Annotated in this window: 26 protein-coding genes and 1 riboswitch; of the genes, 13 read left to right on the top strand and 13 right to left on the bottom strand. The window is 70.1% G+C overall.

Translation table 11 applies throughout. From position 1 onward, the window contains the following. Positions 1 to 9: 9 nt before the first annotated feature. On the bottom strand, positions 10 to 543 hold the full coding sequence (locus ACWD10_RS00950) for a carboxymuconolactone decarboxylase family protein (protein WP_451085879.1): 534 nt from the start codon (positions 541 to 543) through the stop codon (positions 10 to 12). 59 nt (positions 544 to 602) lie between these two features. On the opposite strand from ACWD10_RS00950, the gene pdxR reads away from it, so the two are divergent. Further along, positions 603 to 2,015 carry a MocR-like pyridoxine biosynthesis transcription factor PdxR gene (gene pdxR, locus ACWD10_RS00955; RefSeq protein WP_451085535.1) on the top strand — a complete coding sequence of 471 codons (1,413 nt, stop codon included), beginning with the start codon at positions 603 to 605 and terminating at the stop codon, positions 2,013 to 2,015. Here pdxR and ACWD10_RS00960 read toward each other — a convergent pair. Further along, positions 1,995 to 2,228 (bottom strand): DUF397 domain-containing protein, encoded by a 234-nt coding sequence (locus tag ACWD10_RS00960; protein WP_451085537.1) that lies wholly within the window; start codon positions 2,226 to 2,228, stop codon positions 1,995 to 1,997. The genes pdxR and ACWD10_RS00960 overlap by 21 nt on opposite strands. Beyond that, positions 2,225 to 3,091 carry a helix-turn-helix domain-containing protein gene (locus ACWD10_RS00965; RefSeq protein ID WP_451085539.1) on the bottom strand — a complete coding sequence of 289 codons (867 nt, stop codon included), beginning with the start codon at positions 3,089 to 3,091 and terminating at the stop codon, positions 2,225 to 2,227. Before ACWD10_RS00965 ends, ACWD10_RS00960 begins: the two co-directional genes overlap by 4 nt. A 126-nt stretch (positions 3,092 to 3,217) precedes the next feature. Between ACWD10_RS00965 and ACWD10_RS00970 the strand changes: the two genes are divergently transcribed. Continuing rightward, a complete protein-coding gene (locus ACWD10_RS00970) occupies positions 3,218 to 3,529 on the top strand; it encodes a hypothetical protein (RefSeq protein ID WP_451085541.1) in 312 nt (103 codons plus the stop codon). A 10-nt stretch (positions 3,530 to 3,539) separates the two neighbouring features. Then, complete coding sequence (locus ACWD10_RS00975; RefSeq protein ID WP_451085543.1) at positions 3,540 to 4,724, top strand: glutathionylspermidine synthase family protein; 1,185 nt, start codon at positions 3,540 to 3,542, stop codon at positions 4,722 to 4,724. A 23-nt stretch (positions 4,725 to 4,747) separates the two neighbouring features. Here the strand turns inward: ACWD10_RS00975 and rocD are convergent, their stop codons facing one another. Further along, complete coding sequence (rocD, locus tag ACWD10_RS00980) at positions 4,748 to 5,980, bottom strand: ornithine--oxo-acid transaminase (protein WP_451085545.1); 1,233 nt, start codon at positions 5,978 to 5,980, stop codon at positions 4,748 to 4,750. 105 nt (positions 5,981 to 6,085) lie between these two features. Next, positions 6,086 to 6,172, top strand: a riboswitch (ZMP/ZTP riboswitch). A gap of 31 nt (positions 6,173 to 6,203) precedes the next feature. Between rocD and ACWD10_RS00985 the strand changes: the two genes are divergently transcribed. The 4 genes from ACWD10_RS00985 (at position 6,204) to ACWD10_RS01000 (ending at position 10,577) form a co-directional block, all read left to right on the top strand. Then, a complete protein-coding gene (locus ACWD10_RS00985; protein ID WP_451085547.1) occupies positions 6,204 to 7,673 on the top strand; it encodes a glycine hydroxymethyltransferase in 1,470 nt (489 codons plus the stop codon). Between the two features lie 156 nt (positions 7,674 to 7,829). Then, complete coding sequence (gene trpS, locus ACWD10_RS00990; protein WP_451085549.1) at positions 7,830 to 8,849, top strand: tryptophan--tRNA ligase; 1,020 nt, start codon at positions 7,830 to 7,832, stop codon at positions 8,847 to 8,849. Positions 8,850 to 8,941: 92 nt separating this feature from the next. Next, entirely contained in the window at positions 8,942 to 9,535 is a 594-nt protein-coding gene (locus tag ACWD10_RS00995; RefSeq protein ID WP_451085551.1) for a 2'-5' RNA ligase family protein, read from the top strand. Between the two features lie 73 nt (positions 9,536 to 9,608). Next, complete coding sequence (locus ACWD10_RS01000; protein WP_451085553.1) at positions 9,609 to 10,577, top strand: YihY/virulence factor BrkB family protein; 969 nt, start codon at positions 9,609 to 9,611, stop codon at positions 10,575 to 10,577. Here the strand turns inward: ACWD10_RS01000 and ACWD10_RS01005 are convergent. Next, positions 10,525 to 11,958, bottom strand: coding sequence for a D-alanyl-D-alanine carboxypeptidase (locus tag ACWD10_RS01005; RefSeq protein ID WP_451085555.1), 1,434 nt, complete (start codon positions 11,956 to 11,958; stop codon positions 10,525 to 10,527). The genes ACWD10_RS01000 and ACWD10_RS01005 overlap by 53 nt on opposite strands. Between ACWD10_RS01005 and ACWD10_RS01010 the strand changes: the two genes are divergently transcribed. Then, positions 11,897 to 12,139, top strand: coding sequence for an SCO4848 family membrane protein (locus tag ACWD10_RS01010; protein WP_451085557.1), 243 nt, complete (start codon positions 11,897 to 11,899; stop codon positions 12,137 to 12,139). The genes ACWD10_RS01005 and ACWD10_RS01010 overlap by 62 nt on opposite strands. Before the next feature lie 12 nt (positions 12,140 to 12,151). Further along, positions 12,152 to 13,435, top strand: coding sequence for a metallophosphoesterase (locus ACWD10_RS01015; RefSeq protein WP_451085559.1), 1,284 nt, complete (start codon positions 12,152 to 12,154; stop codon positions 13,433 to 13,435). A gap of 25 nt (positions 13,436 to 13,460) precedes the next feature. Here the strand turns inward: ACWD10_RS01015 and ACWD10_RS01020 are convergent, their stop codons facing one another. From ACWD10_RS01020 to ACWD10_RS01055, 8 genes are all read right to left on the bottom strand, one after another. Then, positions 13,461 to 14,099 carry a TetR family transcriptional regulator gene (locus ACWD10_RS01020; RefSeq protein ID WP_451085881.1) on the bottom strand — a complete coding sequence of 213 codons (639 nt, stop codon included), beginning with the start codon at positions 14,097 to 14,099 and terminating at the stop codon, positions 13,461 to 13,463. Positions 14,100 to 14,203: 104 nt separating this feature from the next. Beyond that, positions 14,204 to 14,704 carry a thiol-disulfide oxidoreductase DCC family protein gene (locus ACWD10_RS01025; RefSeq protein ID WP_451085883.1) on the bottom strand — a complete coding sequence of 167 codons (501 nt, stop codon included), beginning with the start codon at positions 14,702 to 14,704 and terminating at the stop codon, positions 14,204 to 14,206. A gap of 1 nt (position 14,705) precedes the next feature. Then, positions 14,706 to 15,131, bottom strand: coding sequence for a hypothetical protein (locus tag ACWD10_RS01030; protein ID WP_451085561.1), 426 nt, complete (start codon positions 15,129 to 15,131; stop codon positions 14,706 to 14,708). A 166-nt stretch (positions 15,132 to 15,297) separates the two neighbouring features. Next, positions 15,298 to 16,062 carry a succinate dehydrogenase iron-sulfur subunit gene (locus tag ACWD10_RS01035; protein ID WP_451085563.1) on the bottom strand — a complete coding sequence of 255 codons (765 nt, stop codon included), beginning with the start codon at positions 16,060 to 16,062 and terminating at the stop codon, positions 15,298 to 15,300. Beyond that, the gene (sdhA, locus tag ACWD10_RS01040) at positions 16,062 to 17,816 is read right to left on the bottom strand and encodes a succinate dehydrogenase flavoprotein subunit (protein WP_451085565.1); all 1,755 of its coding nucleotides are present in this window, start codon (positions 17,814 to 17,816) and stop codon (positions 16,062 to 16,064) included. The genes ACWD10_RS01035 and sdhA overlap by 1 nt, the downstream gene beginning before the upstream one ends. Before the next feature lie 23 nt (positions 17,817 to 17,839). Next, complete coding sequence (locus ACWD10_RS01045) at positions 17,840 to 18,322, bottom strand: succinate dehydrogenase hydrophobic membrane anchor subunit (RefSeq protein WP_451085567.1); 483 nt, start codon at positions 18,320 to 18,322, stop codon at positions 17,840 to 17,842. A gap of 5 nt (positions 18,323 to 18,327) precedes the next feature. Continuing rightward, complete coding sequence (gene sdhC, locus ACWD10_RS01050) at positions 18,328 to 18,708, bottom strand: succinate dehydrogenase, cytochrome b556 subunit (RefSeq protein WP_451085569.1); 381 nt, start codon at positions 18,706 to 18,708, stop codon at positions 18,328 to 18,330. A 171-nt stretch (positions 18,709 to 18,879) separates the two neighbouring features. Next, positions 18,880 to 19,461, bottom strand: a complete 582-nt coding sequence (locus ACWD10_RS01055; protein ID WP_451085571.1) for a 2-oxo-4-hydroxy-4-carboxy-5-ureidoimidazoline decarboxylase — start codon at positions 19,459 to 19,461, stop codon at positions 18,880 to 18,882. A 255-nt stretch (positions 19,462 to 19,716) separates the two neighbouring features. Between ACWD10_RS01055 and ACWD10_RS01060 the strand changes: the two genes are divergently transcribed. From ACWD10_RS01060 to ACWD10_RS01075, 4 genes are all read left to right on the top strand, one after another. Further along, complete coding sequence (locus ACWD10_RS01060) at positions 19,717 to 21,423, top strand: beta-N-acetylhexosaminidase (protein WP_451085573.1); 1,707 nt, start codon at positions 19,717 to 19,719, stop codon at positions 21,421 to 21,423. Positions 21,424 to 21,643: 220 nt separating this feature from the next. Next, entirely contained in the window at positions 21,644 to 22,228 is a 585-nt protein-coding gene (locus ACWD10_RS01065; RefSeq protein WP_451085575.1) for a hypothetical protein, read from the top strand. Between the two features lie 115 nt (positions 22,229 to 22,343). Next, positions 22,344 to 22,739 carry a hypothetical protein gene (locus tag ACWD10_RS01070; RefSeq protein ID WP_451085577.1) on the top strand — a complete coding sequence of 132 codons (396 nt, stop codon included), beginning with the start codon at positions 22,344 to 22,346 and terminating at the stop codon, positions 22,737 to 22,739. 147 nt (positions 22,740 to 22,886) lie between these two features. Further along, positions 22,887 to 23,528: an RNA polymerase sigma factor gene (locus tag ACWD10_RS01075; protein ID WP_451085579.1), complete on the top strand. Its 642-nt coding sequence runs from the start codon at positions 22,887 to 22,889 to the stop codon at positions 23,526 to 23,528. Positions 23,529 to 23,656: the final 128 nt, after the last annotated feature.

Genomic DNA, 23,656 nt, shown 5'->3' on the forward strand with positions numbered 1-23,656 from the left:
GCTCACCCGTTACGCCGTCTTGAACTGGCCCGGCTTGTAGTGGCCCGGCGTCAGGCGGCACGTCACGCCGAACCGGTTCCATGCGTTGATCGTTGTGATCGCGGCGATCAGTTGGGCCAGTTCCGGCTCGGTGAAGTTCGCGGCCGCTTTCTCGTAGACCTCGTCCGGTACGAAGCCGTCCGTCAGGACCGTGACCGCCTCCGTCAGCTCGATGGCCGCCAGTTCCTTCTCCGTGTAGAAGTGCCGCGATTCCTCCCACGCGCTCAGCTGCACGATCCGCTCCACCGACTCGCCCGCCGCCAGGGCGTCCTTGGTGTGCATGTCCAGGCAGAACGCGCAGTGGTTGAGCTGCGAGGCGCGGATCTTGACCAGCTCGAAGAGCGTCGGGTCGAGGCCCTTCTTGGAGGCGATCTCCAGCTGGATCATGGCCTTGTAGACCTCGGGGGCGTGCTTGGCCCAGGCGAGGCGCTGGGGGATTTCGGGGGCATATTGGCCGCTCGCGGGAGTTTCGGGCGTTTCAGGGGTTTCAGGTGCTTCATTCATCGTTGTCGTCATGCGTACGACCCTAGGGCGGAAGTCGCCCAGGGGTATGGTCCACTTCTATGGCGAAAACGTGGGCCACTTTGGGTGGCGAAGGCGGCGGCGTCGACCTGCACCTGGACCTCGACGGCCCGTCCAAGGGCGTACGCAAACGCCTCACCGACGCGCTGCGCGAGGCCGTCCGTGGCGGCCGTCTCGCCCCCGGCACCCGCCTTCCGTCCTCCCGCACCCTCGCCGTCGACCTGGGCATCGCCCGCAACACCGTGGCCGACGCCTACGCCGACCTCGTCGCCGAGGGCTGGCTCACCGCCCGGCAGGGCTCCGGCACCCGCGTCGCCGCGCGCACCGTGCCACGGCCCGGGACGCCCCGCCCGCCGCGGCCGGAGGGCTCCACGGCGTACAGCCTGCTGCCCGGCCTCCCCGACCTCAGCTTCTTCCCCCGTACCGCGTGGCTGAAGGCCGCCCGCCGTGCCCTCGCCGCCGCGCCGCACGACGCGTTCGGCTTCGGCGACCCGCGCGGCCGGATCGAGCTGCGCACCGCGCTCGCCGGGTACGTGGCCCGCTCCCGTGGCGTGTACGCGGAGCCGGACCGGATCGTGGTCTGCTCCGGGTTCGTGCACGGCCTGATGCTGCTCGCGACGGTGCTGCGGCGCCGCGGCGTCCGGGACGTGGCCGTCGAGCCGTACGGCATGGCCCCGTACTGGGAACGGCTCACCGAGGCGGGGCTGCGCATCCCGCCGCTCTCCCTCGACGAACTCGGTACGCGCACGGCCGAGTTGGGTGCCCTGAATCCTGGTGCGGTGCTGCTCACGCCCGCCCACCAGTTCCCCACCGGCACCCCGCTGTCGCCGCAGCGGCGGGCCGAGGCGGTGGAGTGGGCGCGGTCGACCGGCGGGCTGATCCTGGAGGACGACTACGACGGCGAGTTCCGCTACGACCGGCAGGCCGTCGGCGCGCTCCAGAGCCTCGACCCCGACCGGGTCGTCTACCTCGGCACCGCGAGCAAGTCCCTCGCCCCCGGCCTCCGGCTCGGCTGGCTGGTGCTCCCCGCCGGTCTGGCGGAGGAGGTGGCCGAGGCGAAGGGGGCGGTGGACTGGGCGTGCGGGGTGCTCGACCAGTTGACCCTCGCGGAGTTCCTGAGCTCGGGGGCGTACGACCGTCATGTCCGGGCCGCACGGTTGCGCTACCGGCGGCGGCGTGACGCGCTGGTCGCGGCGCTGGCGGAACGGGTGCCGGAGGTGCGCGTGACCGGCATCGCGGCCGGACTGCACGCGGTGCTCGAACTCCCTGACGGGACCGAGCAGTCGGCCATCCGGGCGGCGTTGTGGCAGGGGCTTTCGGTGGTGGGGCTCGGCCAATTCCGGCATACGGAGGCCACGTTGCCGCGGCGGGACGGGTTGGTGGTGGGGTACGGCACCCCGCCGCCCCATCTTTGGCCTGGGGCGCTTGAGGCGCTAGTCGCTGCGCTTGGCTAGCTGCGTGAATCCGTCCCAGGCGGCGGGCGCGAAGGCGAGCTGTGGGCCGTCGGGGTTCTTGGAGTCGCGGACGTGGATGGCGTCGGGGGTGGTGGCTACCTCAACGCACTCCGGTCCGTCTCCGGTGCTGTAACTGCTCTTGGCCCAGGCCACCTCGACGCAGGCCGCGCCCTCGTCCGTGCTGTAACTGCTCTTGAACCATTCCAGGTTCATGTCTGTCCCCGCACTTTCTCGATAAAGGCCAGCGATTTCATCGGGTCAAGCGCCTGTGCCTGGATCATGCCATAGCGGTACTCCAGGATCTGAAGTTCCCGCGGATTGTTGATCAGTCGCCTGAGGTGCTGGACCTCCATGTGTGCGACCGTGGTGCCGTCGTTGAGCTTGAGCAACTGGTACGGTCCCGCGAGGCTCGCGTTCTCCTCGCTGTTCAGGGGCAAGACCTGGATGGAGACGTTCGGCAACCGCCCCATCTCCAGCAGATGTTCGAGCTGCCGACGCATCACCATTGTGCCCCCGATGGTGAGTCGTAGCGTCGACTCGCACTGGACGAAGGTGAAAACCGGCAGCCCCCTCTTACTGTCGAGGATCCCCTGGCGATCCATGCGACCCGCCACGCGCCGCTCGATCTCGTCCTCGGGGAAGGGTGGTTGGCGATTGCGGATAACTGCCTCCGCGTACTCCCGCGTCTGCAACAACCCGTCGATCACAGAGTTGTTGTACGAGCCGATCCCGATCGCCCGCCGCTCCAGCTTCGCCAGGTCCCGCACCTTCTTCGGGTACCGGGCCTTCTGGGCGTCCGGCTTCAGGGCCTTGATGTGTCCGTGGGCGTCCAGCACTTGGTCCGCCAGGTCCAGGCACTCCGGCGTCGGAATCCGTGCTCCCCGCTCCACCTTGCGGATGAGGTCTTCCCCGTACCCCATCGCCTTCGCGAAGTCCGCGATGCGCAGCTGCCGTTCCTCGCGCCACGACTTGATCTGCCGCCCCACGGCCTCCGCCAGATCCATCGCGACCTCGTCGTCCGTCGCGACATCCCAACTGGCCTCGTCCGCAGGGCCGTTGTCGATCTCGTTGCTCACGCCCCACCACCCCCGGTCACTCTGCTTGCACGTTCCGTGACTACTTAGCGTACGTACGAGACCCCTCCGAAAGTTCCCCGAACCGCGAAAGTACCCTTCTCCGCAGCCGATCAACGGGGAGTGCACATGACAGAGAAGCAAGCTCAAATCCAGCCACACGCGCAGAAGCCCCGGCGGCTCCGCTCCAGCACCGTCATCCTCGGCGGCATGGGCGTGCTCGCCGCCGCCCTCAGCGCCTGCGGCTCCGAGCCGGACAAGCGCTGTGCGGACCCGGTCAGCGGGAGGCAGCTGCCCAAGTACGAGTGCAAGAGCCGCAGTGGCAGCGGCTCGTACTACTACGGCGGCAGCTCCAAGAACGGCAAGGTCGAGGGCGGCAGCTTCAACAAGTCGGATGTCAGCAGGGGCGGTTTCGGCTGCTCCGGCTCCTCCGGAGGCTGACCGGCTCGTCATGGAACGCCGCACCATCGAGCCCCGCCCCGGCTGGCAGCAGACCGTCGAGGAGCAGGGCTGCATCTACCCGCTGACCCGCTTCCCGGACGGCAGTCTGCGCCCGTACTGGGACGAGTCCGCGTACTACGTCTTCTCGCTGCCCGAGGTCGAGGCGCTCGAAGAGGTCGTCGAGGAGCTGCACGCCATGTGCCTGGCGGCAGCCGCGCACATCGTCGAGCGCGACCGCTTCGCCGAGCTCGGCATCACCGACCCCCGGCTCGCCGCGCTCGTCGCCGAGTCGTGGCGGCGGCGGGCCGAACTGCCGTCCGTCTACGGCCGGTTCGACCTGCGGTACGACGGGAGCGGACCGGCCAAGCTCCTGGAGTACAACGCCGATACGCCGACCTCGCTGATCGAGGCCGCCGGACCCCAGTGGTTCTGGATGGAGGAGCGCTTCCCCGGCGCCGACCAGTGGAACTCGCTGCACGAGCGCCTGATCGACGCCTGGAAGAAGCAGGCCGCGCTGCTGCCCCCGGGCTCCCCGCTGTACTTCGCGCACTCGGCGGGCGACGAGCTCGGCGAGGACCTGATGACGGTGGCGTATCTGCGCGAGACCGCCGAGCAGGCCGGGCTCGACACCGAGGCGATCGCGGTCGAGGACATCGGCTGGGACCGGCTCACCGGCCGCTTCGTGGACGAGCAACTCCGGTTCATCCGCAGCTGTTTCAAGCTCTATCCGTGGGAGTGGCTGGCGACGGATGCCTTCGGGCCGCACGTCCTCGACACCCTGGACAACGGCGGCGGTACCGGCTCCACGCTCTGGATCGAGCCCGCCTGGAAGATGCTGCTCTCCAACAAGGCGCTGCTCGCGATCCTCTGGGATCTCTACCCGGGCCACCCGAACCTGCTGCCCGCCTACGTCGACGGGCCGCGCGAGCTCGCGCACACCACGGGGTACGTCGCCAAGCCGCTGCTCGGCCGCGAGGGTGCGGGCGTCACCGTGCACGAGCCGGGCTCCCCGGTGGCGGTGCCCGAAGAAGCCTGCTGCTACCAGGAGTTGGCCCCGCTGCCCGACTTCGACGGCAACCGTGTGGTGCTCGGTGCGTGGGTCGTCGAGGACGAGGCGGCGGGGCTCGGTATCCGTGAGTCGTCGGGCCTGGTCACGGACGGGTACGCCCGCTTCCTGCCCCACGTGATCCTGTAACCGCGATCAGCTGAGTACGGCGATCAGCTGAGTACGGCGCGCAGCTGATCGAGACCCCAGTCCAGGTCCTCCTTGCTGATCACCAGCGGCGGCGCGATCCGGATCGTCGAGCCGTGCGTGTCCTTCACGAGCACGCCCCGGTCCATCAGCTTCTCGGAGATCTCCCGGCCGGTGCCGTACGACGGGTCGATGTCGACGCCCGCCCACAGGCCGCGGCCGCGCACCTCACGGACCGCGCCACCGCCGGTGAGCAGCCCGAGCTCGCGGTGGAGATGCTCGCCCAACTCCGTGGCCCGCTGCTGGAATTCGCCGGTCCGCAGCATCGCGATCACTTCGAGGCCGACGGCGCAGGCGAGCGGGTTGCCGCCGAACGTCGAGCCGTGCTCACCCGGCCGGTAGATGCCGAGGACGTCGTTCGACGCCACCACGGCCGAGACCGGTACGACGCCGCCGCCGAGGGCCTTGCCGAGCACGTACACGTCCGGGACGACGCCCTCGTGCTCGCACGCGAAGGTCTTCCCGGTACGGCCGAGCCCGGACTGGATCTCGTCCGCCATGAACAGCACGTTCCGCTCGCGGGTCAGCTCCCGCACCCCGGACAGATACCCGGCCGGCGGCACGAGCACCCCGGCCTCGCCCTGGATCGGCTCCAGGAGCACCGCCACGGTGTCCTCGTCGACCGCGGCCCGCATCGCGTCCAGGTCGCCGTACGGCACGATCTCGAAGCCCGGCGTGTACGGGCCGTAGTCCGCGCGGGCCTCCTCGTCCGTGGAGAAGCTGACGATCGTCGTCGTACGCCCGTGGAAGTTGTTCTCCGCGACCACGATCTTCGCCCGCCCGTCGGGCACGCCCTTGACCCGGTAGCCCCACTTGCGGGCGGTCTTCACGGCGGTCTCCACGGCCTCCGCGCCGGTGTTCATCGGCAGGACCATGTCCATGCCGCACAGCTCGGCGAGCTGCGTACAGAAGTCCGCGAACCGGTCGTGGTGGAAGGCCCGCGAGGTCAGCGTCACCCGGTCGAGCTGCGCCCGGGCGGCGTCGAGGAGACGGCGGTTGCCGTGCCCGAAGTTGAGCGCCGAGTACCCGGCGAGCATGTCGAGGTAGCGGCGCCCCTCGACGTCCGTCATCCAGGCGCCCTCGGCGGTGGCCACGACGACGGGCAGCGGGTGGTAGTTGTGCGCGCTGTGCGCCTCGGCGGAGGCGATGGCGCGGGCCGTCTCCGTGTTGTCCGTCTCCGTCTTTTCCGTACGAGTCACGGGTTCTCCGATCGTCCTGCGGCTTGGGGCTTGGGTGGTGCCCTTTTCTATCGTCGCTCGTATGCCGGACGAAGAAACCCGGCCCGACGCGCGCGGGTAAGGTGACCGCAGGGCCGTGACTGGCGCGCTGAGATGGGGGCAACCATCGGGGAGCGGTCCGTGAACTGTGTGCCGTGCGCCTGGGCCGTACCGAGAATGACGAACTCGTCCGGAGGTCCCTGCCTTGTCCGAGCCCACTCCCGCCAACCCGACGTCCGCTTCCGCCGCCGCGAACACCGCCTTCCGTAACGCCCTCGATGTGATCCGCGCCGTCGAGCCCCGCGTCGCGGACGCCATCGGCCAGGAGCTCGCGGACCAGCGCGAGATGCTCAAGCTGATCGCCTCCGAGAACTACGCGTCCCCGGCCACGCTGCTCGCCATGGGCAACTGGATGAGCGACAAGTACGCCGAGGGCACCATCGGCCGCCGCTTCTACGCAGGCTGCCGCAACATCGACACCGTCGAGTCCGTCGCCGCCGAGCACGCCCGCGAGCTCTTCGGCGCGCGGCACGCTTATGTGCAGCCGCACTCCGGTATCGACGCCAACCTGGTCGCGTTCTGGGCCGTACTCGCCCAGCGGGTCGAGGCGCCCGCCCTGGAGAAGGCCGGTGCCCGCCAGGTCAACGACCTGACCGAGGCCGACTGGGCGCAGCTCCGCCACGACCTCGGTAACCAGCGGATGCTCGGCATGTCCCTGGACGCGGGTGGTCACCTCACGCACGGCTTCCGGCCGAACATCTCGGGCAAGATGTTCGACCAGCGCAGCTACGGCACCGACCCGGCCACCGGGCTCGTCGACTACGAGGCGCTGCGCGTCCAGGCCCGCGAGTTCAAGCCGCTGGTGATCGTGGCGGGCTACTCGGCGTACCCGCGCCTGGTGAACTTCCGGATCATGCGGGAGATCGCCGACGAGGTGGGCGCGACCCTGATGGTCGACATGGCGCACTTCGCGGGCCTCGTCGCGGGCAAGGTGCTCACCGGCGACTTCGACCCGGTGCCGCACGCGCAGATCGTGACGACCACCACACACAAGTCGCTGCGCGGCCCGCGTGGTGGGCTCGTGCTGTGTGACGAGACGCTCAAGGACCAGGTCGACCGCGGCTGTCCGATGGTGCTCGGCGGGCCGCTCGGCCATGTCATGGGCGCGAAGGCGGTGGCGCTCGCCGAGGCCCGGCAGCCCGCGTTCCGGGACTACGCGCAGCGGGTCGTGGACAACTCGCGGGCCCTGGCCGAGGGCCTGACGCGGCGCGGCGCGACGCTGGTGTCCGGCGGCAGCGACAACCACCTGAACCTGATCGACGTGGCTTCGTCCTACGGCCTCACGGGTCGCCAGGCCGAGGCCGCGCTGCTCGCCTCCGGCGTGGTCACGAACCGGAACGCGATCCCGGCCGACCCGAATGGTGCCTGGTACACGTCCGGTATCCGGATCGGTACGCCCGCGCTGACGACTCGGGGGCTCGGTACGGCGGAGATGGACGAGATCGCGGGGCTGATCGACACGGTGCTCTCGGCGACGAAGCAGGGGACGACGAGCAAGGGGGCGGTCTCCAAGGCCCAGCACGTGCTGGACGAGAAGACGTCGGACGACGTCGCCCGCCGGGCCTCCGACCTGCTGCAGGGGTTCCCCCTGTACCCCGGGATTGACCTCAGCTGACCTCAGCTGATCCCTGCGGGTGGGCGGGGCGGGCTTTCTTCCCCAGCCCCGCCCCTTCCCGTAAGCAGGGGGCTCTGCCCCCTGCACCCCCGTTCCTCAATCGCCGGACGGGCTCAATATTGAGCCCGTCCGGAGCTGTCCCCGACACCTGAGACAATGGGCCCCATGGCCAACCGACCTCGTGTGCTCTCCGGGATCCAGCCCACCGCAGGCTCTTTCCACCTCGGCAACTACCTCGGCGCCGTTCGCCAATGGGTCGCGCTGCAAGAGACCCACGACGCCTTCTACATGGTCGTGGACCTGCACGCGATCACCGTGCCGCAGGACCCCGCTGAGCTGCGGGCCAACACCCGGCTCGCCGCCGCGCAGCTGCTCGCCGCCGGGCTCGACCCGGAGCGGTGCACGCTCTTCGTGCAGAGCCATGTGCCCGAGCACGCCCAGCTCGCCTGGCTGATGAACTGCCTCACCGGCTTCGGCGAGGCGTCCCGCATGACGCAGTTCAAGGACAAGTCCAGCAAGCAGGGCGCCGACCGCGCCTCCGTCGGCCTGTTCACGTACCCGATCCTCCAGGTCGCCGACATCCTCCTGTACCAGGCCAACGAGGTCCCGGTCGGCGAGGACCAGCGGCAGCACGTCGAGCTCACCCGCGACCTGGCCGAGCGTTTCAACGGCCGGTTCGGCCAGACCTTCACGGTCCCGAAGCCGCACATCCTCAAGGAGGTCGCGAAGATCTACGACCTCCAGGACCCGTCGATCAAGATGAGCAAGTCGGCCTCCACGCCCAAGGGCCTGATCAACCTGCTCGACGAGCCGAAGGCCACCGCCAAGAAGGTCAAGAGCGCGGTCACCGACACGGGCACCGAGATTCGCTTCGACGCCGACGAGAAGCCGGGCATCAGCAACCTCCTGAGCATCTACTCCACCCTGACCGGAACGGGAATTCCGGAACTGGAGCAGAAGTACGTCGGCAAGGGCTACGGTGCGCTGAAGACCGACCTCGCCGAGGTGATGGTCGAGTTCGTGACGCCGTTCCGGGAGCGCACCCAGGAGTACCTGGACGACCCGGAGACGCTCGACTCGATCCTCGCCAAGGGTGCCGAGAAGGCGCGGGCGGTCGCCGCGGAGACCCTGGCCGCGGCATACGACAAGGTCGGCTTCGTCCCCGCGAAGCACTGACCCACCTGCAACACCGACGACCCACCTGCAACACCGACCGACAGACAGCCCGGCCCACCCGCCCGACCGGCCCGAAGACGGAGGAGAACGACGTGGGGACCGTAACGCTCGGCGTTTCGATCGCGGTCCCGGAGCCTCACGGCAGCCTGCTCCAGGAGCGGCGCGCGGGCTTCGGTGACCCCGCGGCCCACGGCATCCCCACGCACGTCACGCTGCTCCCGCCGACCGAGGTCGAGGCCGACACGCTGCCCGCGATCGAGGCGCATCTGGCCGAGGTGGCGGCCGCGGGACGTCCGTTCACGATGCGGCTCGAGGGCACCGGCACCTTCCGGCCGCTCTCGCCGGTCGTGTACGTACGGGTGGCCGAGGGCGCCGAGGCGTGCACCTGGCTGCAGAAGCAGGTCAGGGACGCCTCGGGGCCGGTCGCCCGGGAGCTCCAGTTCCCGTACCACCCGCATGTCACGGTGGCGCACGGCATCTCCGACGAGGCGATGGACCGGGCGTACGAGGAGCTCAAGGAGTACGCGGCCGCGTGGGACTGCACCGGCTTCGCGCTCTACGAGCAGGGGGGCGACGGCGTCTGGCGCAAGCTGCGCGAGTTCTCCTTCGGCACGGCGGGCCCGGCGAAGGTCCCGCCGCAGGCCGGGTCCCCGGAGTCGCGCGGCTCCTCCCTGCCACTCTCCTGACGGGCCTCCCACCGTTTTCCCTCGTTTTCCCCATATGCGGGGATACCTTCCGTAGGGAGGGAAGGCGGGAACCATGGACTGGCTGAAGAAACTGCCCGTTGTCGGGCCACTCGTCGGGCGCCTGATGGCGACGCACGCCTGGCGCTCGTACGAGACGCTCGATCGCGCGCACTGGGCGCGGCTCGCCGCCGCGATGACCTTTGTCAGCTTCGTCTCGCTCTTCCCGCTGCTCACGGTCGCCGCCGCCGTCGCCGCCGCGACCCTCGACGAGCGGCAGCAGCAGGAGCTCCAGGACCGGCTCACCGAGCAGGTGCCGGGCATCTCCGAGCAGCTCGACATCAACGCCCTGGTGGAGAACGCGGGCACCGTCGGCCTGGTCGCCGGTGCCGTGCTCCTGCTCACCGGCATCAGCTGGGTCGGCTCGATCCGGGACTGCCTGCGCGCCGTCTGGGGCCTCGACGAGGAGGGCGAGAACCCGGTGCTGCGGAAGGCGAAGGACGCCGGGGTGCTGCTCGGCCTCGGCGCCACCGGGCTCGCCTCGCTCGCCGCCTCGGCGATCGGCACCACGGCCCTGGTCCAGATCGTCCGGGCCCTCGGCCTGGACGAGCAGGGCTGGGTGAGCCGGGTCCTGTTCGTCGCCGTCTTCGCGCTCGCGGTCCTCGCCGACTTCCTGATCCTGCTGTACGTCCTCACGCTGCTGCCCGGCGTGCACCCGCCCCGGCGGCGTCTGCTTGTCGCCGCGCTGATCGGCGCCGTCGGCTTCGAGGTGCTCAAGGTGGCGCTCGGCGGCTATATGAAGGGCGTCGCGGCGAAGTCGATGTACGGCGCCTTCGGGGTGCCGGTGGCGCTGCTGCTCTGGATCAACTTCACCGCGAAGCTGCTGCTGTTCTGCGCGGCCTGGACGGCGACCCCGGCCGAACCGTCCGAATCGGCGGAGGAGTCCGCCGACCCCGACGAACCCTCCGCCTCCGACGATGGCGACGGTGACGTCAACGACGAGGCAGACGCCGCACCAGGTCGGGCAGCGGCCAGCGGCGGTTGACCAGGAACACCCCGGCACCGATCAGCGCGAGCGCACCCCCGGCGATGGCGAGCGCGATGCCGAAGCCACTGGCCTCGTCCTCCGCCGCGAGCCGCCCCTCGGCCTTCTGGCCGTCCGCGCTCTTGTCCGGCGCGGGCCCGGCCTTCCCGGTGGCGTCGCCGTCGCCGTCCCCGCTGCCCTTCGGGCCGACGAGCGTGCCGACCGGCGTCACCTTGCCGTCGGCGGCGAAGCCCCAGTCGAGCAGCCGGGCGGTCTCCTCGTAGACGGCCATGTGTTCGTCGGACTCCGGGTGCATCACGGTGACCAGGAGCACCCGGCCGTCCCGCTCGGCGACGCCCGTGAACGTCGTACCGGCGTTGGTGGTGGACCCGTTCTTGACCCCGGCGATGCCCTCGTACGGCGCCACCCCGTCCGCGCCCGTGAGCAGCCGGTTGGTGCTCTGGATCTGGAAGTGATCCCGCTTCTTGCCCTTGCGCTCACCGGGGAACTCGGCGGTCGCCGTCGCCGCGTACTCCCGGAAGTCCTTCTTCTGCATCCCGGAGCGGGCGAACAGCGAGAGGTCGTACGCGGACGAGACCTGCCCCTTGGCGTCGTACCCGTCGGGGCTGACCACATGGGTGTCGAGGGCCTGAAGCTCCTCGGCGTGCTCCTGCATCTCCCGCACCGTCTTCGGCTTGCCGCCGTTCATCGCGCACAGCACGTGCACCGCGTCGTTGCCGGAGCGCAGGAAGACCCCGAGCCACAGGTCGTGCACCGAGTAGTCGAGGTTCTCCTTCACTCCGACCGTGCTGCTGCCCTCGCCCATGCCCTCCAGGTCGGAGGGCTTGACCGTGTGCCGCTTGTCCTTGGGGAACTTCGGCAGGACCGTGTCCGCGAAGAGCATCTTCAGGGTGCTCGCGGGCGGCAGCCGCCAGTGCGCGTTGTGCGCGGCGAGCACCTCACCGCTCTCGGCGTCCGACACGATCCACGACCGCGCGGACAGCTTCTTCGGCAGCGCCGGGGCGCCGCTCTTCGGATTCACCTGCGTACCGGCCTTGCCCAACTGGGCGCCACCGACGGTGGACATCGCCGCGGGTGGCTTCGGCTTGCTGTCGTCGGCGAAGGCGGGCGGCGCGGCTGAGGTGGCGGCGATGGCCAGAAAAGTCATCGAAGCAGCCGCAACAGCCGTCATTTTCTTGAGAGATGCAGTCAAGGCAGGCACGCACAGGAACGTACAGCGCCGACGTCGGGCTGCCGATACCACCTGCGGTTGTGTCGTACGACAATCATGCGGACCACCCCGACGGTGGCGCGTCGGAAAGGGCCGGGATACTGGGCGTATGAAGCTCAGTCGATCCGCCTCCTGGTTCCTGCTCGCCTTCGGCGTGTGGAGCTGGGTCATCTGGATCACTTTCGTCAAGAACCTGTGGAAGGACGGCAGCGGCCTCGCCTTCGACGACGCGGGTGACCCGACCGGGTACTTCTGGGTGCATCTGGCGCTCGCGGTGGTGTCCTTTGTTCTGGGGACGGTCGTCGGGATCATCGGGTTGCGTGGCGTGCGCGCACTGCGCCGTACGTCATAAGGGGAGGCGCCGGTGTCCGTTGTCCTGATCGTTCTCGGCCTCCTCGTCGCACTGACGCTCCTCATCGCCCTGCTCACGTACTCCTGGCGCCGCCTGATCCGCGACACCATGGCCCGGGGCGGGTGGGCCCGCAGAGTGAGCACGGTGATCTTCATCACGGGCCCGGTCCTGATGGTCGCGAACCGGCTGAGCGGCCTCGCCGATGCCCCGTTCTGGCTCCAGCAACTCCTGGCTTGGCCGGGCTACATGTGGCTGGCGCTGTTCCTGTACCTGCTCCTCGCGCTCCTGGTGGGGGAGGCGGTACGCCCGCTCCTGACCCGCTACTTGGCGCGGCGCGACCGCCGTGCGGATCCCGCCCCGCAACCCACCGAGGAGCCCGTCCCTGTCGCGGCGGCTGTGGGCAGTGGTTCCGCTGGGGCGGAACCGGCGGGCACAGGCCCCGGTGCCGAGCGCCGTCCGGACCGGCCCGGGCCGAGCCGACGGCTGTTCGTGTCCCGGGTGGTCGGAGGGGCGGCGGCGACCGCCGCCGTGGGCACGGTCGGGTACGGCACGTACAGCGTCCTCAAGGGACCGCGCCTGAAGCGGCTCACCGTCCCCCTCGCCAAGCTCCCCCGCAGGGCCCATGGCCTCCGTATCGCCGTGGTCAGCGACATCCACCTCGGCCCCGTACTCGGCCGCGCCCACTCCGAACGCATCGTCGCCGCGATCAACTCCACCTCGCCCGACCTCGTCGCCGTCGTCGGCGACCTGGTCGACGGCACCGTCGAGAACGTCGGCCCGGCCGCCGAACCGCTGGCCCGCCTCCGGTCCCGGCACGGCAGCTTCTTCGTGACGGGCAATCACGAGTACTTCTCCGGCGCCGAGCAGTGGCTCGACCACGTACAGGAGCTGGGCATGCGGCCGCTGGAGAACGCCCGCGTGGAGATCGGCGACCTCGACCTCGCGGGCGTCAACGACGTCACGGGTGAACGCGAGGGCCACGGCCCCGACTTCGCCAAGGCCCTCGGCGACCGCGACCCCGCCCGTGCCTCCGTGCTCCTCGCCCACCAGCCCGTGGTGATCGACGACGCGGTCAAGTACGGCGTCGACCTGCAGCTCTCCGGGCACACCCACGGCGGCCAGCTCTGGCCCATGCACCTCGTCGCGGACCTCGCCAACCCGACCCTGGCGGGCCTGGAGCGCTACGGCGATACCCAGCTGTACGTCACGCGCGGCGCGGGCGCCTGGGGCCCGCCGGTCCGCGTGGGCGCGCCGTCGGACATCACGGTGGTGACCCTGGCATCAAGGCAGTCCTAAAGGCAGACCTAGGGGTAGACGCTCCCTAAGCCTTGTCACCCCCGGCCCGGGTCATCCCGGGCAGGAAGTCCGTGAACAGCTCATGGACCTCGCGCACCAGCGGCCGGAGCACCCGGAAGCGGGCGAGCACGATGCCCCGCGTGGTCAGCCGCGCGCCCCTGTCGGCAAGACGGTAGCTGCGCTCGCGGCCCTCGGAGCGGTCGAACACCCAGTACAGGACCAGGCCCATCTGGGAGAGCCACATCAACTCCGGCAGGACGTCGGCCAGTTCGGCCGGAACCTTCGTCTTCGTGCCGCGCAGCACCTCGCGGTGTACGTCGATCGCGGCCTCCCGGGCGTGCTCCGACTCGGCCGAGAAGGGGCTGAGCGGGCTGTCCGGGTCGGCGGCGTTCTTGAAGAACTGGGCCGCGAACTCGTGGTACGGCGCGGCGATGTCCAGCCACACCCGCAGCACCCCGGCGAGCCGCGCCTCGAGCTCGGTCTCCCGCTCCAGGAGGGGCCGCACCGCCGCCTGGTGCTCGGCGGCGATCCGGTCGTAGAACCCCTGGATGAGGTGCTCTTTGCCGTTGAAGTAGTAGTACGCGTTCCCGACGGAGACCCCGGCTTCCTTGGCGATACCCCGCATCGTGGTCTTGTCGTACCCACGCTCCTGAAACAGCCGCATCGCGGTCTCGAGAATCAGAGCACGGGTCTGCTCACTCTTCGCGGTCGTGGGCGGGGTGGGGGCCGAGGGAGGGGTCTCTTTTGCTGCGGACACGGTGACAGAGCCTAACGAGTGCCGGGCGTGGGCGGCGCGCAGCCCGCCTCGCCCGCGCACCGGTCGGGGCCGTGGTACGTCCACCCGTACCGCGGCTCGTAGCGCCAGCCGTTGACGTGCTGGAGGCGGCCGGAGGGCCGCGCCGCGCGCCACTTGGCGGCGGCGAGCACCGCGCCCCGCGCAAGCCGGGCCCCGGCCGGGGTGGCGAAGCGGTGGGCGAGCGGCCGGTGTTCGGCGAGCGCCCAGAGACAGACGACCCAGGCGGCGGGCCCTCGGTAGACCTGGCCGCCGTCCGTGACGACGGTGATCTCCTCGAAGGTCGACCGGAGGTCGAGCCCGGGGAAGCGCCGCAGGGCCTCGGCGGAGCCGGCTGGCACCAGGTCGAGCGGCACCAACTGGCGCTGTCGGGCGAGCCAGTTGCGCAGGTGTCGGCAGAGCCCGCAGTCGGCGTCGTACAGGACGGTGAGGCGCCGCACCGGAGTGAGGTGCGGGGCCTCCTGGGCGCCGCCCACGTCAGGCCCCGGTGGGCGCGGCCCATGGGCCCTGCTCACCGGCGTACCCCTGCGGCGGCACGGGCGGCTGCTGCTCGCGCTCCATGGCGCCGCGCCGCCGGATCCGGCTGAGCACCCACACGTTGCCGAGGTGCATCACGCCGAGCACGAGCAGGACCACGCCGAGCTTCACCGAGAGCGCCTCGAAGATCCCGCGGGCGTCGGCGACCGCGCCGTCCTCGTTCAGATACAGGGCGACGAAGCCCAGGTTGACCAGGTAGAAGCCGACGACGAGCAGGTGGTTGACGGCGTCCGCGAGCTTCTCGTTGCCGCGCAGCACATCGGCCAGGAAGATCCGCCCGTTGCGGCTGAGGGTGCGGGCCACCCAGACGGTCAGGCCGATGCTGACGGCCAGATAGACGACGTATGCGAGGACGGTGAGGTCCATGGTCCACCCCTTCGGAAGGTCTTGAACCCGTTCCTTGAACGTGTTCAAAAGCTGTTGCCATGGACTGTAGACCCATTTTTGAACACGTTCAAGCCGGGGCTGGGGAGGAATGCCGAAGGCCCCGCCTCCCTTGCGGGAGACGGGGCCTTCTACGGCGTAGGGACGGTCAGAAGCGCCGCGTGATCAGCGCGCGCTTCACCTCGGCGATCGCCTTGGTCACCTCGATACCGCGCGGGCAGGCGTCCGTGCAGTTGAACGTGGTGCGGCAACGCCACACGCCGTCCTTGTCGTTGAGGATCTCCAGGCGCTGCTCGGCGGCCTCGTCGCGCGAGTCGAAGATGAAGCGGTGCGCGTTGACGATGGCGGCCGGGCCGAAGTACTGGCCGTCGTTCCAGAAGACCGGGCAGGAGGACGTGCAGGCGGCGCAGAGGATGCACTTCGTCGTGTCGTCGAAGCGCTCGCGGTCCTCGGCGGTCTGGAGCCGCTCACGCGTCGGCTCGTTGCCCTCGGTGATGAGGAACGGCATCACGTCGCGGTACGCCTGGAAGAACGGCTCCATGTCCACGACCAGGTCCTTGAGGACCGTCATGCCCTTGATGGGCTCGATCGTGATGGGCTTCTCCGGGCTGATGTCCTTGATCAGCGTCTTGCAGGCGAGCCTGTTCCTGCCGTTGATCCGCATCGCGTCGGAGCCGCAGATGCCGTGCGCGCAGGAGCGCCGGAAGGTGAGCGAGCCGTCCAGGTCCCACTTGATCTTGTGGAGACCGTCGAGCACGCGCTCCTTCGGGTCAAGGTCGATCTGGAAGTCCTCCCAGACCGCGTCCTCGGCGACCTCCGGGTTGAAGCGGCGGATCCGGAAGGTGACGGTGATGTTCTGTACGGCCGTGGCGCCCTCGGCGGGCTCGGCCTTGTCCAGTACGGGGGTAGCCATCAGTACTTACGCTCCATCGGCTGGTAGCGGGTCGTCACGACCGGCTTGTAGTCGAGGCGGATGCTCTCCTTGCCGGTGGAGTCCTCCTCGCGGTACGCCATGGTGTGGCGCATGAAGTTGACGTCGTCGCGGTTCGGGTAGTCCTCGCGGTAGTGACCGCCGCGCGACTCCTTGCGGGCGAGCGCGGAGACGGCCATGACCTCGGCCAGGTCGAGCAGGTTGCCCAGCTCGATGGCCTCCAGGAGGTCGGTGTTGAACCGCTTGCCCTTGTCCTGGATCGAGATGTTCGTGTACCGCTCGCGCAGCTCGCCGATCTTCTCGACGGCTTCCTTGATGGTCTGCTCGGTACGGAACACCATGACGTTCTTGTCCATGGTGTCCTGGAGCTCCTTGCGGATGTCCGCCACGCGCTCGGTGCCGGTGGAGTCGCGCAGCATCGCGACCCGCTCCTGCACGAACTCGGCCGGGTCCTCCGGCAGTTCGACGTAGTCGGTCTTGGCCGCGTGCTCGGCGGCGGCGATGCCCGCGCGGCGCCCGAAGACGTTGATGTCGAGCAGCGAGTTGGTGCCCAGACGGTTGGCGCCGTGCACCGAGACGCAGGCGACCTCGCCCGCCGCGTACAGGCCGGGCACGACCGTCGTGTTGTCGGCCAGGACCTCGCCCTCGACGTTGGTCGGGATACCGCCCATGGCGTAGTGCGCGGTCGGCTGGATCGGGATCGGGTCCGTGTACGGCTCGATGCCCAGGTACGTGCGCGCGAACTCGGTGATGTCCGGGAGCTTGGCGTCCAGCTGCTCCGGCGGCAGGTGCGTGAGGTCCAGGAAGACGTGGTCGCCCTCGGGGCCGCAGCCGCGGCCTTCGCGGATCTCCGTGTAGATGGACCGGGACACGACGTCACGCGACGCCAGGTCCTTCATGACGGGCGCGTACTTCTCCATGAAGCGCTCGCCGTCCTTGTTGCGCAGGATGCCGCCCTCACCGCGGGCGCCCTCGGTGAGCAGAATGCCCATGCGCCAGATGCCGGTCGGGTGGAACTGGAAGAACTCCATGTCCTCCAGCGGGATCCCGCGCCGGTAGCAGGCCGCCTGGCCGTCACCGGTGAGGGTGTGCGCGTTGGACGTCACCTTGAAGAACTTGCCGGTGCCGCCGGACGCGTAGACGACCGACTTCGCCTGGAAGACGTGGATCTCGCCGGTGGCCAGCTCGAACGCGACCACACCGGCGGACTTCTTGACGCCGTCCTCCTCCACGAGGAGCTGGTCGAGGACGTAGAACTCGTTGAAGAACTCCACGCCCTCCTTGACGCAGTTCTGGTACAGCGTCTGGAGGATCATGTGGCCGGTGCGGTCCGCGGCGTAGCAGGCCCGGCGGACCGGGGCCTCGCCGTGGTTGCGCGAGTGGCCGCCGAAGCGGCGCTGGTCGATGGTGTTGTCCGGCGTCCGGTTGAACGGCAGACCCATCTTCTCCAGGTCGAGGACGGCGTCGATGGCCTCCTTCGCGAGGATCTCGGCGGCGTCCTGGTCGACCAGGTAGTCACCGCCCTTGATCGTGTCGAAGGTGTGCCACTCCCAGTTGTCCTCCTCCACGTTGGCGAGCGCGGCGGCCATGCCGCCCTGCGCGGCGCCCGTGTGGGACCGGGTCGGGTAGAGCTTGGTCAGCACGGCGGTGCGGCTGCGCTTCGTCGACTCGATGGCGGCGCGCATGCCGGCGCCGCCGGCGCCGACGATGACGGTGTCGTACTTGTGAATCTTCATGAGTGGTTACCTCAGCCCCGGGCCTAGCGGATGTTCGGGTCGAAGGTGAAGATCACCAGCGTGCCCAGCAGGACGGTGAACACCGTCGCGGTGTACAGCAGCATCTTGAGCCAGAAGCGGGTGTTGTCCCGCTCGGCGTAGTCGTTGATGATCGTGCGCAGGCCGTTGGCGCCGTGCAGCATCGCCAGCCAGAGCATCACCAGGTCCCACGCCTGCCAGAAGGGGGAGGCCCAGCGGCCGGCCACGAAGGCGAAGCCGATCTTGGAGACGCCGCCGTCGAGCACCAGCTGGATCAGCAGGTGGCCCAGGACCAGGACGACGAGCACGATGCCGGACAGGCGCATGAACAGCCAGCCGTACAGCTCGAAGTTGGTGCGCGTCGTCTTCGGCGTCTTCTTGGTGCGCTTGCGCGGCGGCTCGATCACGGGCGCGGGGTTGTCCACGTCGTAAAGGGTGACGTCCTCGACGTTCCCGGCCGTCTTCGCGGTGGTGGTGTCAGCAGACATCTGCCTCAGCTCCCGAATACTTCACGGACGGCGTGGCCGAGCACCGGGTAGAGGGCACCCGCCATCAGCACGAACCAGATGGCCATCACGGCCCAGAGCATCTGCTTCTGGTAGCGCGCGCCCTTGAGCCAGAAGTCGACGGCGACGATGCGCAGGCCGTTGAGCGCGTGGAAGAGGATGGCCGCGACGAGGCCGTACTCAAGGAGTGCGACGAGCGGAGTCTTGTAGGTCGCCACGACGTCGTCGTACGCCTCGGGCGAGACGCGGACGAGAGCGGTGTCGAGGACGTGCACGAACAGGAAGAAGAAGATGAGGACACCGGTGACTCGGTGAGCCACCCACGACCACATTCCTTCCCGTCCGCGGTACAGCGTTCCAGCCGGCACGGAAGAACCCTCCGGGAGCGGGGACTGGGGTCCGAGCCGCCACGCGTAAGCAAATTGGATACAGCGATGTCGGTCAGGCCCGGCCGGGTACGGTCCACCGGCCGTCCGTCATCGTATCGACCGGGTGTCGGTATGCCCGCGCGGGGTCGTCCGGTGTGATCAAACAGGCAATCAAACAGGCACGTACGGGCTACCGGCCGGACTGGGATCCGGAACATCCGGGACATCCCGGATGTCACGGGCATGCTGTGCGGGGTTCGCGGGCTCTGCGGGCTCCGCGGGGGCTGCCGGGTCCTCGGCCAGTTCAGTGATAAATCGGGTGAGCCGGGCGCGGGCGATTCGACGCAGCTCGTCGGCGGCGAGAGCGCGTTCGTCGTCGGGCTCGTTGCCGAGGCGGGCGCGGAGTCCGGCGAGGGTCTGGTCGAGGTGCTCGTCGGGCAGGTAGCCGTCGAGGGCGATGACGAAGACATGGCCGAAGCGGGCCTCGTACGCCGAGTGGGCGGCGCGCAGCGCGGTGAGCGCGGCGGGCGGGGTGGTCTCCGGGCGGGGGCCGTGCGGCCGCTCGGCGGCGAGGGCCTGGGTCAGCTCGTCGGGCCCCAGGTCGTAGCTGGCCTCGTCGGCCGCGGCGAGCAGGGCGTCCAGGTCGGGGTACGGGCGGTGGGCGGCGAGCCGACCGGCCCAGTCGTGTCCGGCGCAGCAGCGCAGCAGGGCGGCCTCGGCGTGCGACGCCGGGAGCTGGTTGAAGCGGTCCACTCCCGGGTGCCCGTCGGACGCGCGGGACCGCGCCGGTATGGAGGCGGGGTCGGGCTGCCGTGCGGAGCTGGAAGGCAGAGACCTGGTCGACGCGGTCAGCGGGTGCTCCTCGGGGAGAACCTGGGGCGGGGAACGACAGGAAGTGTGCGGGAAGTGGCGTCACGGTATCGACCGACGTCAGATGGTGGCTGGCCGATACCTGACGTTCACTCGGACGGGAGAGTTTCGGAACGTGTGGTGGACGGTTCCGTGCACATGCGGAGCCCTGGCTTCAGCGACACACTGCTGAGAGGCAGTTTCGAGGAACGAGGTACTCACGTGAGGCGGAACTTCCCCGGGTGGGCGACCGGACGCCGCGGCTTGATAGTCACCGCAGGGCTCGTCGCCGGTGGTGCGGCGGTGGTCACCGTGGCGTTCTGGCCGGACGGCGGCCCGGGCGGCACGCCGGTTCCCCCGGAGGGCACGGACAAGAGTCCGGCCGCAGTGCCGCCCCAGCCGACCCGTACATATCCGGTGTCGGAGGCGCCGCAGACGATCCCTGCCGTACGTGAGCACAAGGCGGCCCGCGGGCCCGGCTGGCGCCCCGACGGCGCGGCGGAGGTCGTCATCGGCGACAAGAATTTGGCCGACGAGGGACGGTTGATAGCCGGGGAGCTGAAGATCTCGTACGGCGGTGCGAAGAAGGCCGGTCCCGGCGATGTGGAGCTGGCGCTGACCTCGGGCACGAGTGGCTCGGACGACGCGAAGGCCGCCGGTGAGCAGAACCCCGAGGCGTACCGGATGACGGTCCGTGACCAGCAGGTGCGGATCACCGCGAGCGGCGAGGCCGGGGTCTTCTACGGCACCCGCACGCTGAAGCAGATCGTCCGCGCGGACGGCGCCGCGCCCGAGGGCGAGGTGCGGGACGCGCCCGCGAAGCCGCAGCGCGGGTTCATGCTCGACATCGCGCGCAAGCATTTCCCGGCGGAGTGGATCGAGGAGCGGATCCGGGAGCTCGGCGACCTCAAGTACAACCAGCTCGGCCTGCACTTCTCCGACGACCAGGCGTTCCGCATCGAGTCGGACTCGCACCCCGAGGTGGTGTCCGAGCAGCATCTGACCAAGGCCGAGGTGCGCAGGATCCTCAAGCTGGCGGCCGAGCGGCACATCACGGTGATCCCGGAGATCGACTCGCCGGGGCACCTGGGCGCCGTCATCCAGGCCCACCCGTCGCTACAGCTGCGGGACGCGGGCGGGGCCCCGGCCCAGGGCGCGGTCGACATCTCGGACCCGGAGGCCGCCAAGATCGTGGACGAGCTGCTCCGTGAGTACACCGAGCTGTTCCCCGGCGGCTACTGGCACTTGGGCGCCGACGAGTACCGGGCCCTGATGGAGCAGAACCCCGAGGCGTCCTACCCGCAGCTGGCGGCCGCGGCGCGCGAGCGGTTCGGGCCGCAGGGCAAGGTGCAGGACCTGGCGACCGCCTGGCTCAACGACCGGGCCGACGTGGTGCGCCCCACCGGCAAGAAGCTCCTGGCCTGGAACGACGGGTTCTTCCGCGGCGGCGAGGTGCAGGCGGCCGAGGACATCCAGGTCGAGTACTGGACCGGCAAGGAGATCGGGGCGCGCGAGCCGGTCGAGTATCTGAAGGCCGGGCGCAAGGTCGTGAACCTCAACGACGAGTACCTCTACTACGTCCTCGGCGAGCCCAACGAGTTCACGTACCCCACGGGGAAGCGCATCTACGAGGAGTGGAACCCGCTGGTGCTGCGCGGCACGACCCCGGTTCCGAAGTCGTACGACGACCAGATCCTGGGCGCCCGCTTCGCGGTCTGGGCCGACCTGTCGCAGTCGCAGACGACGGAGCAGGTGGCGGCGGGCGTACGGATGCCGCTGCGGGCGCTCGCGCAGCGGGTCTGGGACGAGCGGAAGCCGACGGCCAGTTGGGCGGAGTTCGAGGCGCTGGCCAAGCGGCTGGGGTAAGGACTCTTCCGCTTCGTGGGGGTCTTTATGGAGGTCTTCATGGAGGCCTTCATGGGGGTTCGGGGTGCCACCGAGTGACGTTTCCCGAGGGTGGCACGCAGTAAGAGGAGTTGCAGCGTCCGCAAGGGGAGGCGTGTTCGATGAGCCCGGTGGTCCGTAGATCTGGCGTACCAGGCAAACCTGGCGTTCCGTCTCTGTCCAGGAGCCGGGTGGAACCGGCATGAGCCTGGTGGAACTGATCGCACAGGCCGATGAGCGCGGCCTGGCGGCCAGCGGACTCGCCTGTCTGGACCGCTGCCTGCCGTTGCTCGGCGCGGACGACGACGCGCTGCTCCGGCCGCTGTGGACCAGCCTGGAGCGGGGCGCCGCGTGGGACGGCTGCCTGGACAAGGCGCGCGCCGAACTCCCCGAGGACTCCGGCGGCGACACCGGCGAAGAGGCCGTGCTCGTGCGGCGGATGTTCGACGCCGTGCCCGTGGAGCGGTCCGCGACGGACCTGCGCGCGTGGTCCGACGCCTGCTCGGTCGCGGCGTTGCAGGTGCACCGACTCGTTGAGGCGGCAGCGGCGTCCGCCGCGTCGGCCGACTCCGCGGCGGTCTCGGAGCAGTTGCGCCGCGGCGGCGAGCGGGAGGCTCCGGCCGGGCCGCTGGTGGCGGGCGAACTCCGGCGCCAGGTACGGATCTTGGAGCTGCTTTCGGGAGGCGGTGGCGCGGGCGGCCTCCGACAGGCGTTTGATCTCTCCACAGAGGGCAGACGGATCCTGCGGGCGGCGGTCTCACGGTCGCGGCGGGCGCGGCAGGCCTGACGGCCACAACGACGCTCCGACGACTGCGACCGCGACTGCGACTCCGACTGCGACTGCCCCCGCGACAGCGACTGCCCCTGCGACTGCCTCTGCGACGGTGACTGTGTCTTTGACTGTGACTGGGACTGGAACTGGGACGACCGCGCCGTCCAAACCCGCGCGCTGGGCGGCCGACGCCGTCTCGATACTCCGCGAAGGCGCCCGCCTTCGCCTGGACTACTCAGCGCCGAGCCTGTGGCGCCTCGACCGCGTCATAGAGGACCTGCGCCGCGAGCACCCGCCGTACGAGGCGGTGGCCCGGACGCTGCGCGGCTATGGGGCGTACGCGGGCGAGGTCCTGGTACGCACGACGGACGCCGCCTGGACCGACACCCCCGACGGCTACCGGGTGCGCACCCCGGACGGCCGTCTCTGGGACCCGCTCGGCGAGGCGCGGCGCTGCTTCGAGGCGGACGGATCGTTGCGTCTGTTGTGTCTTGAGGCGAGTCATGCAAGCCCGCCCGGCGATTGAGGACGAGCCCGTCAGGGCGATGTGGGCGCCCGAGCCGACGGGGCGGCAGGTGCTCGGCAAGCACTGTGACGTTTCCGGAGGTCCGGGCGCAGTACCCGAGGGGGCACGGGCACGGTGAGCTGTGCCGCACCGGTCGAAGAGGAACGTGTGGGCCAGGCAGGCGAGTCGCGTCGCGTGCGCGCGTACGACGAGGAGCTCGGCGCTGCGGTCGCCCGGGCGCAGCGGGGTGACGAGGCCGCGTTCGCGGTCGCGTACCGGTTCGTCCAGCCGGGGCTCCTCGGCTACTTGCGCGGGCTCGTCGGCGAGGACGCGGAGGACGTGGCCGCGGAGGCGTGGCTGGAGATCGCGCGGGACCTCGGCAGGTTCCGCGGGGACGGCGCGGGCTTCCGCGGCTGGACCGCGACCATCGCCCGGCACCGCGGCCTCGACCACCTGCGCCGCCTCAGGTCGCGCCCGCGCGCGTCCGGCACCGAGCAGGAGCTGCTCGACCTGCCGGACGGCCGGGACACCTCGGCGGAGGCGTTCGAGTCGCTCTCCACGGAGCGCGCCCTGGAACTGATCGGCGGGCTGCCCCGCGACCAGGCCGAGGCGGTGCTGCTCCGCGTGGTGGTCGGCCTGGACGCCCCCGCGGCGGCCCGGGTGCTGGGCAAGCGTCCGGGAGCGGTGCGTACGGCGGCGTACCGCGGACTGAAGCGCCTGGCCCGCCAGTTGGAGCCGGCCACAGGGGCGGACGCTGCGGCGGACGCGGCGCCGGGCGACGGGACGGCCAGACGGGAAGAACCACGATGACGGCGGACGACGGTACGAGAGGCAGAGACGGCGTGACGGCCAAGGGTGGCGGCGCGCCGCGCGGTGCCCGTACGGGGGCGGGTGCGGGTGTTGCCGCCCGTTCCATCGGTGTACGTGGCGTTCGGTCC

This window comes from Streptomyces sp. NPDC002851 (genome assembly GCF_053591935.1).